The following is a 12204-nucleotide window of genomic DNA, read 5'->3' as shown; positions in this document are numbered from 1 at the left end:
GGGCGCGGGTGGTGGGTCCGGGCCCGCCTGTTCCGGCCGCGGAGCGACCGCGCACGGACCCACGGAACGCCCAGCGGCCCCGCACCGGCAATGGGCCGCAGACGGGAGCCGCGGCCCCGGGCGCCCCGCTCCCGCTACTTCTCAGTCACCCCCGCAGAATCGAACGTCGCCACCTCGTGCATCGCCCTGGCCGTGCTCTGGACCAGCGGCAGGGCCAGCAGTGCGCCCGTGCCCTCGCCGAGGCGGAGGTCGAGGTCGACCAGGGGGCGCAGACCCAGCTTGTTCAGGGCGGCCACGTGGCCGGGCTCGGCGCTGCGGTGGCCGGCGATGCAGGCCGCGAGGACCTCGGGGGCGATCGCGCGGGCGACCAGGGCGGCGGCGCCGGCACTGACGCCGTCCAGGATCACCGGGGTGCGCAGGGAGGCGCCGCCCAGCAGGAGCCCGACCAGCGCGGCGTGCTCGAAGCCGCCGATCGCCGCCAGGACGCCGATGGGGTCGGCGGGGTCGGGCTGGTGGAGTTCGATCGCGCGGCGGACGACCTCGGTCTTGCGGGCGAGGGTCTCGTCGTTGATGCCGGTGCCGCGGCCCGTCACCTCGGCCGGGTCGGTGTCCGTGAAGACCGAGATCAGGGCTGCCGACGCGGTGGTGTTGGCGATGCCCATCTCACCGGTCAGCAGGGCCTTGTTGCCGGCCGCCACCAGGTCACGGGCCGTCTCGATGCCGACCTCGATGGCCTGCCTGGCCTCGTCGCGGGTCATCGCGGGGCCGGTCGTCATGTCGGAGGTGCCCGCACGGACCTTGCGGGGCAGCAGACCCGGGGTCGCCGGCAGGTCGGCCGCGACGCCCACGTCCACGACACACACCTCCGCGCCCACCTGGCCCGCGAAGGCGTTGCACACCGCTCCTCCGCCGAGGAAGTTGGCGACCATCTGGGCCGTCACCTCCTGCGGCCAGGGGGTGACGCCCTGGGCGTGCACGCCGTGGTCACCGGCGAAGATCGCGACGGCCGCGGGCTCCGGGATCGGCGGCGGGCACTGGCGGGACAGGCCGGAAAGCTGAGCGGAGATGATCTCCAGCATGCCGAGCGCACCGGCCGGCTTGGTCATGCGCTTCTGCCGCTCCCATGCCTCGCCGAGCGCCTTGGCGTCGAGCGGGCGGATCTGGGCGACGGTCTCGGCGAGCAGGTCGTGCGGCTCCTCGCCGGGCAGGGCGCGACGGCCGTACGTCTCCTCGTGCACCACCCAGGACAGCGGGCGGCGCTTGGACCAGCCCGCCTGCATCAGCTCGGGCTCCTCCGGGAACTCGTCGACGTACCCGACGCACAGGTAGGCGATGACTTCCAGGTGCTCGGGCAGTTCGAGGGCGCGGACCATCTCGCGCTCGTCGAAGAAGCTGACCCAGCCGACGCCGAGCCCCTCGGCGCGGGCGGCGAGCCAGAGGTTCTCCACCGCGAGCGCGGCGGAGTACGGCGCCATCTGCGGCTGGGTGTGCCGGCCGAGGGTGTGGCGGCCGCCGCGGGTCGGGTCGGCGGTGACGACGATGTTCACCGGGGTGTCGAGGATGGCCTCGATCTTCAGTTCCTTGAACTGCTTGGCGCGGCCCTTCGGGAGCGACTTCGCGTACGCCTCGCGCTGGCGCTGGGCCAGTTCGTGCATCGTGCGCCGGGTCTCGGCGGAGCGGATGACGACGAAGTCCCAGGGCTGCGAGTGCCCGACGGAGGGCGCGGTGTGCGCCGCCTCCAGGACTCGGAGCAGCACCTCGTGCGGGATCGGGTCGCTGCGGAAGCCGTTGCGGATGTCGCGGCGCTCGCGCATGACCTTGAGGACGGCCTCGCGCTCGGCCTCGTCATAGGCGGGCGCGGCCGGGCCGGCGGACCGGCGTGCTTCTTCCACGGCGACCGCGCTCTCTTCTGCGGTGTCTTCCTGCTCGGCGGCCCGGGTCTCCAGGTCCTCCGCGTGCTGGACGAGTTCCGGGTCGCCCTCACGAGGTGCGGGGACCGTGACGACGGCGGCCGGTGCCTCCTGCGTGGGCAGGACGGTCGGCTGCGGCGGGGTCGGCGCGAGGTGCGGGGCAGTCGGCACCGTGCCCTCGACCGGGACGAACCGGCCCAGGGGCTGAGCCGGCGTGGGCTCCGGCGGAGTGCCGGACGGCAGCCCGGCAGCGGCCTCGCCCTGGCCGGACTCCGTGTGCGCGACGGGCGGTCCGGACGGGTCCTCGGGGGCCTGCGCGGGCTGGGCCGCGGGCTGCAGCTGCGGGCCCGCGGGTTCGGCGACGTACGGCTCGGGGGCCTCGGTCGCGGCCGGTGCGGCGTCCGGCGACGCCGCCTGCGGGTCGGCGGGGTCCGGGGCGGCGGCGTGGGAATCGGTGTCGGTGGCTGCCGCGAGCGGCTGCGGGGCCTCGACCGGTTCGGCGTCGACGCCCTCGGTCTGCTGGGCGTCCGGCATCTGGGCCGCGGGGTCCGCGACGGGGGCCTCCTCGACGGGGGCCTCCGCGTCGGGGGCGGTCGCGACGGGGGCCTCCGCGTCGGGGGCGGTCGCGACGGGGGCGGTCGCGTCGGGGGCCGGCGCGCTTGCCTGGACGGCCGCTGTCCCCACGGCCTCGGCGGCGTCCGGCGCGGCTGCGTCCGGCGTCGGCTGCTGGGCCTGTGCGAGGTTCGGGTCCGCCATCTCGGCTTCGGGGGCCTGCTGCGGTTCCTGAGCGGGCTGCTCGACCTGGGCGGCGAGCTCGTCCTGCTGCTGGGCGACCGGCTCGGCGTCCGTGGCCTGCGGAGTCGGTTCGGGGGCTACGACGGCGGAGGCGGCGTCGGCGGATGCGGCAACGGCGTCCGTGGGCTGCGGGTCCGGTGCGGCCTGCTCGGCATCCGCGGGCTGGGCGGCCTGCGCCGCGTCCGGTGCCGGCTGGACGGGGGCGGCTTCCGGGGTCCCTTGGACAGGGGAGGCTTCCGGGGCGGCCTGCACGGGGGCCGTCGCGGTGGGCTCGGGGGCCTGAACGGCCTCGGCGGACTCGGCAGCGTCGAGTGCTTGAGCAGCCTCAGGAGCCTCAGCGGGCTCGGGTGCGGGGGCCTCGTCGACCTGCGCGGGGGGCTCGGGTGCGGGAGCGTCGGCGGCCTGCGCGGGGGCCTCGGGTTCGGCGGCGTCCAGGGCTTGGACGGCTTCGGGAGCGTCGGCTCCGGGGGCCTGCTCGGCTTCAGGAGCGTCGGCGCAGGGGGCCTGCTCGGCTTCAGGAGCATCGGCGCCAGGGACCTGCTCGGCTTCAGGAACGGCAGCGCCGGGGACCTGCTCGGCTTCAGAGGCGACCGCCTCAGGCAGCTGCGCGGCCTCAGGGGCGGGGCCCTCGCCCACCGGCCCCGCCTCAGCAGCAGGCAGTTCGGCCGACTGAGCAGCTTCAGGGGCCGAGCCCTGAGCCAGCGGCTCACCCTCAGCCGGGACTTCAGCGACCTGCGCTGCCACGGTCGCGGTGGCCTCGACGCCCTCAGCGCCCTCCGGCGCGTCGCCAACTGCCGGGGCCTGCCCGGCACCTGAGTCGACCTCGCTCACCGGGGCGCCCTCAGCAGGCGTTCCGCCCTCATCCGCGGGCACCGCGACCTCGTCGGTGACGGGGGCAGCCTCGCCGGCCTCCGCAGCGGGCGCGGCCGCACCAGCCTCGGCGGCCTCAGGAACAGGACCGGCACCCGCGCCCTCACCGGCACCCGGAACAGACTCGGCGCCCTGAGCCTCGCCCACCGCCTCCTGCGAGGCGCCGGTCGCGAGGCCGGCCTCCGTGGCCACCCGAGCCACCACCGCCTGGGCCGCGCCCACCGGCTCGCCGCCCGGCTGCTCGGCCGGGCCAACCGTTTCGGCGCCCGCCACCTCGACGCTCACCGGCGCGGCGGCCGGAGCGTGCGCGGTCTGGGCGGGCGTACCCCAGGGCGTCGCCGCCTGCGGGGCCGACGCCTCGCGGTGCCGCGGGGCGTCGAGGTACTCGGGGCCGGGCTGGCGTGCGGGGGCGCCGACGGCGCCGCGGTCGGCGAGGGAGCGGACCGGGCTGGCCGAGGCGTTGGGGATCGGCGGGCCGAGATGCAGCGGACGGCGCGGGGTGATCGGCGGAATCGGCGTCGTGGGGGCCGTCGGGCCCGGCATGCGGACGGCGCTGAGGTCGACCGAGCCGCTGTCGCGGCCCGAGAGCTCGTGCGCGTCCGGCTCGTGCACGGCCTCGACGACCGGTTCCGGCGCGGGCGGGGCCACCTCGGTGCCCCAGGCGCCCTGGGAGCCGGGCAGCAGCAGGTCTTCGTCCTCGGCGGTGGTCTCGGAGAGGTAGGTGTACGAACCGTGCGCCGCGGAGGCGCCCGGCTGCTCCACCATGCCTGCGCTCTCCGGCTGCCCCTCGCCCGGGACCTGGCCGGTGTCGGTCATGCGTACCCCTCGCCCATCGATTAGTGCTTCTACGACCAGCTCACCGGGAACGGCGCACCGACCGCCCCCGCAGTGAAGAACGAGCGTGCGTGCCCAGCGGCACGAACGACCCGCCCAAAAAGGCGACAAAGCCATTGAGTGGCATTGTCGTTGCCGTTCGGCCGTCGCGACAGGTTGATCCGCGACAGGCCGCTGTGGACTGCGCCACGTTGCGCGTCCTCCGGTTCCGCCGTACCACAACCCACCCCAAACGGGGCGTGCTTTCCGGACATTGACCGACGAAGTGCCGGGCGACCCAGTGCGGTACAACGATCGGCCAGCCTACCGCGAGCGGTACGACAACCGGATCACGGGGACGGTCGCGCGCTCACGCCGTCCGGTCCGGCAGCACCCCGCTGAGCAGGAACGCGACACTGCGCTCCCGCTCGGTCCAGGCCCGCGTGTCGAGTTCCACGGACTGCAGGAGGGCGCACTCGACCTCGTAGCCGTGCTGGGCGAGGTCGCGGCCGATGAGTTCGGCGGCGTCACGGGTCGCGGCGTGCGTGACGACGCGCTGCGGGCGCCGGTCCGCGACGGCGGAGACGACGGCCGGGCCCCCGCCCCCGACGCGCACGACGTCCGGTTCGGGGAGGTTCTCCAGGGCGTGCGGGGCGGTGCCGTGCACGATCTGGAGCTGGACGCCGAAGCGGCGGGCGTTGGCCTCGGTGCGGGCGCAGGCCCGCGGGTCGCGGTCGACGGCGATGACGGCGGCGCCGGCCCGGGCGGCCTCGGTGGCGAAGGCGCCGCTGCCGCAGCCGATGTCCCAGACGAGGTCGCCGACGCGCGGGCCGAGCCGGACGAGTTGGGCCGCGCGCAGCCGTTCCAGCTCGCCCTCGCCCATGAGGCCGCCGTAGGACTCGGCGGGCAGGGTCCAGCCGCGCGGACCGGCGCTCGGGTCGCGCCCGGCGATCCAGTCCCCGGACTCCCCCGCGCCGGCCGTGCCGCCGATGACGATGACGACGTTCGGGTCCCGCCAGGTGTGGTCGGCGGCCTTGTCGGAGGTCACGACGGTGACCTGCTCGCGTTCGCTGCCCAGCGCCTCGCAGATGACGAACGTGCGGTGGACGCCCTCCAGGAGCAGACCGAGTTCGGCGGGCCCGGCGCCGGGTGAGGTGAGGACGGCGACCTTGGTGTGGGCGCGGCACACATTGACCGCGCGTCGCAGGGTGCGACGGTGTGCGACGACCACCTGTGCGTCGTCCCAGGGCATGCCGGCGCGGGCGAAGGCGGCGGCGACCGAGGAGACGGCGGGGACGACCTCGACCTCCAGGCCGAACTCGGGCGCGCGCAGGGCCCGTACGACTCCGAAGAACCCGGGGTCGCCGTCGGCGAGCACCACGGCGGTGCCGCGGTGGGCGGCGATCCGGCGGGCGGCGAGGGCGACGCTGCCGAGGCGGATGCGCTCGGCGGCGGGCGGCACCTCGGGGAGCGCCAAGTGGTGGGCGGCACCGGCAACCAGCGTGGCGGCACCGAGGGCGGAGCGCGCCGCGGCGGTCAGCGGCGAGCCGTCCCAGCCGATCACCGTGACGCGGTCGGCCATCGTCGTCAGTCTCCTGGGGTTCGCGCAGGTCGTCGTCGGCCAGCCCGAGGGGGCGGGCTCCGTGAGGGTACCTGTTCGGCGGGTCGGCGCCGCCGGGACCCGGGGGGTTCGCTTCCCGTCAGTTCCAGTCGCCGTAGGAGGTGAAGCCGCCGCTGTCGGCCAGTTGCTCACCGGCGCCGTCGAGATCCTCCGGGAGCAGGCTCCACACGATGAAGTCGGTGCGTACGTCGGTCCAGGTTCCGTCCTCGGTGCGGACGTGCGCTATGCACGCGTTGCGCAGGACGCCCTCGCTGATGCAGCCGATCTTCTGGGCGACCTGCTGGGAGGCGGTGTTGTCGGCGGCCGTGCGCAGCTCGATGCGTTCGAACTTCTGGTCGGTGAACAGCCATTGGGCGGTGGCCAGGGCCGCTTCGGAGGCGTAGCCCTCGCCGCGGGCCCAGGGGGCGACGATGTACGACAGCTCGGTCGCGCGCACGTGCCAGTTCGTCTTGGTCAGCTGGACGACGCCGACCAGGCGCTGGGTGAGGAACTCGGTGACGGCGAGGTCGAGCCCGCGGCCGGCCTCCCGTTCGGCGGGGGCGCGGTCGGTGATCCAGGTGCGGGCGCCGTCCTCGGTGAAGGGCTGGGGGACGTCCGTCCAGGCGCCGACCTGCTCGTCGTTCATCATCTCGGCCAGTGCGGGCACGTCGTCCTCGTCGAGGGGGCGCAGCACCAACCGCTCCGTGCTGATGGAGATGTTGGGGAAGGTGCTCGTCATGCGCCGCTCCGTAACCTTCGGTGAACCTTGAGGGCCTGCTGAACTGCCCAGCATGCAGCATGAAAGCACCGAACCGCACCATGGGGTCCACTCAAAGTGAACGAGTGGACCCCGTGGGTGGCGATAAGCCGTATACGCGGCGTCAGAAGGCGGCGACGACAGCGCCGTCGTACTTGTCCTCGATGAACTTCTTCACCTCGGGCGACGTGAGCAGCTCGGCCAGCTTGCGGACGCGCGGGTCGTTCTCGTCGCCCTTCTTCACCGCGAGGAAGTTGCCGTACGGGTTGTCCTTGGGCGATTCGGCGGCGATGGCGTTCTTCGCCGGGCTGAGGTCGGCCTCCAGGGCGTAGTTGCCGTTGATGACGGCGGCGTCGACGTCGCCGAGGGAGCGCGGCAGCTGGGCCGCCTCGAGCTCCTTGAACTGGAGGTTCTTGGGGTTGGCGGCGATGTCCTTGGGGGTCGCGTCGTAGCCCACGCCCGCCTTGAGCTTGATCACGCCATTGGCTTCCAGCAGCTTCAGCGCGCGGGCCTCGTTGGTGGTGTCGTTCGGCAGGGCGACCGTGGCGCCCTTCCCAAGGTCCGTGAGCTTCTTGACGTCCTGGGAGTACACGCCGAGCGGCTCCAGGTGCACCGTGGCGTTCGGCACGGCGACGATGTCGGTGCCGTTCTTCTTGTTGAAGTCGTCCAGGTACGGCTGGTGCTGGAAGTAGTTGGCGTCGACCTCACCCTGCTGGACGGCCGTGTTCGGCGTCACGTAGTCGGTGAACTCCTGGACCTCGAGGTCGAGGCCCGCCTTCTTCGCGAGCTTGTCCTTGACGTAGGTGAGGATCTCGCCCTGCGGGGTGGGCGTGGCGGCGACCTTCAGCGGGGCGTTCGCGTCGGAACCGGAGTCCTTGTCCGAGCCGCACGCGGTGAGCCCGAGGGTGAGGGCTCCGGCGGCGAGGACGGCAGTGGTGATCTTGGCGGTGTTACGCACGAAAAGTGCCTTTCCTATGGGTGGTGCGACCCCTTGATTCAAGGGACGGGTCAGACGGTCTTGCTCGTGGCCGTGGATGCCTTCAGCAGGCGCAGCTTCGGTGCGGGGCCGGAGTGGCCGCCGCGACGGTGCAGGGACCGGGCCGCGTGGTCGCCGGCGAACTGGATGAGGGAGATCACGACGGCGAGGATCGCGACGGTGAGCCACATCAGCTCGGTCTCGAAGCGCTGGTAGCCGTAGCGGATGGCGATGTCGCCGAGGCCGCCGGCACCGACCGTGCCGGCCATGGCCGAGTAGCCGATGAGGGCGACGATCGTGGTGGTGGTACTGGCGATGAGGGACGGCAGGGACTCCGGCACGAGGACCTTGCGGACGACGGTCCAGGTGTTGCCGCCCATCGACTGCACGGCTTCGACGAGCCCGCCGTCCACTTCGCGGACCGCCGTCTCGACCAGGCGCGCGAAGAAGGGGATCGCGCCGATCGCGAGCGGCACGATGGCGGCCTCGCGGCCGATCGTCGTCCCGGTGACCCAGCGCGTGAAGCTCATCAGGGCGACCATCAGGATGATGAACGGCATCGAGCGGGCGACGTTCACGATCTGCCCGATGACCTTGTTGGCGACGACGTTCTGGAGCAGGCCGCCGCGGTCGGTGAGGACGAGGAGGATGCCGAGCGGAAGGCCGCCGACGACAGCGATGAGGGTGGACCAGCCGACCATGTAGAGGGTGTCCCAACACGCCTGCTCCAGCAGGGGCCGCATCTCGGACCAGGTCACTTGGCACCTTCCTTCACCAGCGGGGACTTCTGATCCGACGTGCCCGGGACATCGATCCGCAGGCCCTGTTCGCGCAGGAAGCCGATCGGCACGACGTTGTCCTCGTAGCGGCCGGGCAGTTCGATGCGCATGCGGCCGACCTGGAGGCCGCCGACGGTGTCGATGGCGGCGCCGAGGATCGAGATGTCGATGTTGTAGGTGCGCGAGAGCTGGGAGATGACGGGCTGGGTGGCGGCCTCGCCCTGGAAGGTCACGTCGACGACGGTGCGGTCGTCGCCGGAGACCTCGCCGCTCACCGGGAAGAGAGCCGAGGCCAGTTCGGAGCCGGGCGTCGCGAGCAGCTCGCTGACCGTGCCGGACTCGACGACGCGGCCGTTCTCCATGAGCGCGGCCGAGTCGCAGACCGACTTCACGACGTCCATCTCGTGGGTGATGAGCAGAACTGTCAGGCCCAGCTGCCGGTTGAGGTCGCGCAGCAACTGGAGGATGGAACGGGTGGTCTCCGGGTCGAGGGCGCTCGTGGCCTCGTCGGAGAGCAGCACCTTGGGGTCGCCGGCCAGGGCGCGGGCGATGCCGACGCGCTGCTTCTGGCCGCCGGAGAGCTGGGCGGGGTGGGCCTTGGCCTTGTCCGCCAGCCCCACCAGGTCGAGCAGGTCGAGCGCCTTGCGGGAGCGTTCCCTGCCCGACCTGCCGAGGATCTCCAGCGGAAGCTCGACGTTGTCCTGGACCGTCCGGGAGGACAGCAGGTTGAAGTGCTGGAAGACCATGCCGATACGGCTGCGCGCCCGGCGCAGCTCCTTGCCGGCCCGGGGTCCACGGCCGGCGAGGGCGGTGAGGTCCTGTCCGTCGACGGTCACCGTCCCGGAGGTGGGGCGCTCCAGCAGGTTGACGCAGCGGATCAGCGAGGACTTGCCGGCGCCGGACTGGCCGATGACGCCGTACACCTCGCCTTCGCGGACGTGCAGATCGACGCCGTCGAGGGCGGTGACCTCTCGGCCGCGTGAGCGGTAGACCTTGGTCAGGCCCGATGTGGTGATCACTGGGTTTCCGTCACTGTCGAGTACATGGGGCGTGGGTGTGCCCTGGTACGAGAGAAGGGGGTGCGCGGGGCAACACGGTCACGTACGGCGAAGGGCGTACGGACATGCCACGGCGGCTCGCTTCGGGGCGCGAGGCTCAGAGGTGGTGCGGGGGCCCTCTAGAAGGCGCGCATTCGACACAGACAACGAGCACCGGGCGTCAGGGTCGCCTCGGTCGCAGGGATGCGGTAGCTCGTCGTGGTCATGCGATCAGTAAACCAGACCTACGGTCCTTACCGGCCGCCGCTGTCCGCATGCTGGACAGCGGTGGACAGCTGGCGGACAGCCTTCAGCCGCGGCCGGAGATCTCCACGCCCCTGTCGGTGACCAGCACGGACAGGGCCGACAGGTCCCGCACGACGAGGTCGGCGTCGAGTTCGTGGGCCTGGTGGGTTGTGGTCAACGCCACGGTGGTCATACCGGCGGCGCGACCGGCCGCGAGACCGGCGGGCGCGTCCTCGAAGACGACGCAGTGGGCCGGGTCGACGCCCAGTTCGCGGGCGGCGAGGAGGTAGGGCTCGGGGTCGGGCTTGCCGCGCGTGATGTCGTCGGCGGTGACCATCGTCTTGGGCAGGATCCCGACGGCGTCGAGCCTGGCCTCGGCCAGCCGTCGGGTGGCCGAGGTGACGACGGCCCAGCGGTCGGCGGGCAGCGAGTCGAGGAGCGCCTTCGTGCCGGGCAGCAGGTGGACGCCGCCGTTCGGCACGTCCTCCACCTCCAGCGTCTCGATCCGGGCGAGCGCCTCCTGGACGACGCCGGCGGGCAGCAGCTCGGCGACTATCTCGACGGCCGGGCGTCCGTGCAGCTCGACCTGGCCGAACGCCTCCGTGATGCCGTACTCCTCGGCCCAGCGTGCCCAGCAGCGGTCCACCGAGGCGAGGGAGGAGACGAGGGTGCCGTCGTTGTCGAACAGGAGCGCTTGTGCACGGATCTTCATGCCCTCGACCCTACGGTGCGCCCCGGGGGCGGCCGCATCAGGCCTTTTGGACCGTAATAGGCTCGCCGCATGCTTGATGCCCTGACGCTGGCGACCGGTGTCGCCGCGCTGCTGCTCGCCGCCTGGTGCGGCTGGGCGGCCTACCGTGACCAGCCGACGAAGGACTGGCACTTCATCGGGATGGCCGTGGTGACGGCACTGGCCCTGGTGCAGCTCGTGGTCGGGATCGTGCAGCTCGCGCGGGGCGAGAAGCCGGAGCAGGGCACGACGATCTTCGTGGCGTATCTGCTGGGCGCGTTCGCGTGCGTCCCGGCCGCCGGGTTCATGTCGCTGGCCGAGCGCAGCAAGTGGGGCTCCGTGACCGTCGCCGCGGGCGGTGTGGTGCTCGCCGTGCTTCAGGTGCGTCTCTATGACATCTGGGGAGGCTGAGGTGGCCGTGACGCAGGAGAAGCCGACGCGGCTCATCAGTGGGCCGGGGATGCTGCTGGTCTGGCTGTACGGCGTGATGGTCGTCGGGGCCGTGTCGCGATCGGCGTACCAGATCGCGACGGAGTTCGACCGGGCGCCGCTGGCCTACGCGCTGTCGGCGGCGGCGGGCGTGGTGTACGGCTTCATCACCTACACCTTGGTGCGGGGCGGCGAAACGGCCCGCAAGGCGGCGCTGGTGTGCTGCGCCGCCGAGCTCGTGGGCGTGCTGACCGTCGGCACCTGGACGCTGGTGGAGCCTTCGGCGTTCCCTGACGCGACGGTCTGGTCCGACTACGGCATGGGGTATCTCTTCATCCCCGTCCTGCTGCCCCTGTCGGCCCTGTACTGGCTCCGCAGGGCACGAGCCGTCACGCGGTAGCGGCGTACGTCCCCGCCTGCTTCTCCAGGACGATCATCGGTACGCCGTCCGCGCCCTTCGAGGTACCCACCGCCTCGTAGCCCACCTTGCGGTACAGCCGCAGGTTGCTCTCGCTGCGGTGGCCCGCCTCCAGGCGGAACTTCGTGGCGCCCCGCTGCTCGGCCAGGGCGGCTTCCGCGGCGCGCAGGAGGCGGGCCCCGATGCCGTGGCCCTGGAGGCGGGGGTGGACGCAGAGCTTGCCGATGACGGCGGCGCCGTCCGCGGTGACGCTGCCGCGGACCGAGCCGACGACCTCGTCGCCGAGGCGTGCCACGAAGACGCAGTCGGTGGCGACCTCCGCGCGGACCGAGTCCAGGGTTTGGACGAGCGGGTCGATGCGGTAGTTCCCGTACAGCGCCGCTTCGCTCTGGAAGCACAGGTACTGCAGCCTGAAGATCTGCTCCGCGTCCTGCTCGGCCGCCGCAGAGATGGTCACGCTCATGCCCATGTGCGCACGCCTCCCGCTCACCTGATCGCCTGTCGTCCCTCACTCCTATCCCCGCGCTCCGCGGGCCGCAACCTCCGGTGTGAGCAATCGGCGCAGACATCCCAGGCATCTGGAACGTTCCGGGCCGAGACTGCCCTGTGAGATACCCAACTCCCCCGCGATTTCCCGGTATGTCAGGTCGTCCGGGGAGAGCAGGGCCTCCACGAGGCGGGGGCAGCGGCCCGGCAGGCGGCGCACCGCCTCGCGCAGGGCCCGGTGGCGGGCGGCCGTGAGGGCGAGGTGTTCGGGATCGTGGCCGTGCAGGTCATCCGCAGCGACCTGTTCGGGACGCGCGTCACTCAGCGCGGCTCGCGTCGCGAGTCCGGCCGGCCGCAG

The 12204-nt window shown here is 72.7% G+C and carries 10 protein-coding genes and 1 pseudogene; 2 read left to right on the top strand and 9 right to left on the bottom strand.

From position 1 onward, the window contains the following. Positions 1 to 134: 134 nt before the first annotated feature. The 7 genes from cobT to ABZ078_RS37605 all read right to left on the bottom strand — a co-directional run bounded on the left by cobT (position 135) and on the right by ABZ078_RS37605 (position 10495). On the bottom strand, positions 135 to 4391 hold the full coding sequence (cobT, locus tag ABZ078_RS37635) for a nicotinate-nucleotide--dimethylbenzimidazole phosphoribosyltransferase (RefSeq protein WP_356583004.1): 4257 nt from the start codon (positions 4389 to 4391) through the stop codon (positions 135 to 137). Positions 4392 to 4758: 367 nt separating this feature from the next. Next, positions 4759 to 5970: a precorrin-6y C5,15-methyltransferase (decarboxylating) subunit CbiE gene (gene cbiE, locus ABZ078_RS37630; protein ID WP_356583002.1), complete on the bottom strand. Its 1212-nt coding sequence runs from the start codon at positions 5968 to 5970 to the stop codon at positions 4759 to 4761. A gap of 118 nt (positions 5971 to 6088) precedes the next feature. Beyond that, on the bottom strand, positions 6089 to 6727 hold the full coding sequence (locus ABZ078_RS37625) for a GNAT family N-acetyltransferase (protein ID WP_356583000.1): 639 nt from the start codon (positions 6725 to 6727) through the stop codon (positions 6089 to 6091). Positions 6728 to 6869: 142 nt separating this feature from the next. Further along, positions 6870 to 7703, bottom strand: coding sequence for a MetQ/NlpA family ABC transporter substrate-binding protein (locus ABZ078_RS37620; RefSeq protein ID WP_356582998.1), 834 nt, complete (start codon positions 7701 to 7703; stop codon positions 6870 to 6872). 50 nt (positions 7704 to 7753) lie between these two features. Continuing rightward, the gene (locus ABZ078_RS37615; RefSeq protein ID WP_356582996.1) at positions 7754 to 8479 is read right to left on the bottom strand and encodes a methionine ABC transporter permease; all 726 of its coding nucleotides are present in this window, start codon (positions 8477 to 8479) and stop codon (positions 7754 to 7756) included. Beyond that, entirely contained in the window at positions 8476 to 9519 is a 1044-nt protein-coding gene (locus ABZ078_RS37610) for an ATP-binding cassette domain-containing protein (protein ID WP_356582994.1), read from the bottom strand. The genes ABZ078_RS37615 and ABZ078_RS37610 overlap by 4 nt, the downstream gene beginning before the upstream one ends. Before the next feature lie 328 nt (positions 9520 to 9847). Then, a complete protein-coding gene (locus ABZ078_RS37605) occupies positions 9848 to 10495 on the bottom strand; it encodes an HAD-IA family hydrolase (protein WP_356582992.1) in 648 nt (215 codons plus the stop codon). 69 nt (positions 10496 to 10564) lie between these two features. Here ABZ078_RS37605 and ABZ078_RS37600 point away from each other — a divergent pair, with 69 nt between their 5' ends. Further along, positions 10565 to 10924 carry a hypothetical protein gene (locus ABZ078_RS37600; RefSeq protein ID WP_356582990.1) on the top strand — a complete coding sequence of 120 codons (360 nt, stop codon included), beginning with the start codon at positions 10565 to 10567 and terminating at the stop codon, positions 10922 to 10924. A 1-nt stretch (position 10925) separates the two neighbouring features. Then, complete coding sequence (locus ABZ078_RS37595; protein WP_356582988.1) at positions 10926 to 11342, top strand: hypothetical protein; 417 nt, start codon at positions 10926 to 10928, stop codon at positions 11340 to 11342. Here ABZ078_RS37595 and ABZ078_RS37590 read toward each other — a convergent pair. Next, entirely contained in the window at positions 11332 to 11829 is a 498-nt protein-coding gene (locus ABZ078_RS37590) for a GNAT family N-acetyltransferase (protein ID WP_356582986.1), read from the bottom strand. The genes ABZ078_RS37595 and ABZ078_RS37590 overlap by 11 nt on opposite strands. Before the next feature lie 45 nt (positions 11830 to 11874). Further along, positions 11875 to 12120: pseudogene (locus ABZ078_RS37585) on the bottom strand (sigma-70 family RNA polymerase sigma factor); the annotation flags it as partial. Positions 12121 to 12204: the final 84 nt, after the last annotated feature.

Source organism: Streptomyces sp. NPDC006385, assembly GCF_040612485.1.
In the GTDB taxonomy this organism is placed as follows: Bacteria; Actinomycetota; Actinomycetes; order Streptomycetales; family Streptomycetaceae; genus Streptomyces.
The sequence above is the reverse complement of the archived record's forward strand: the minus strand, read 5'-3'. Positions and strand labels throughout refer to the sequence as shown.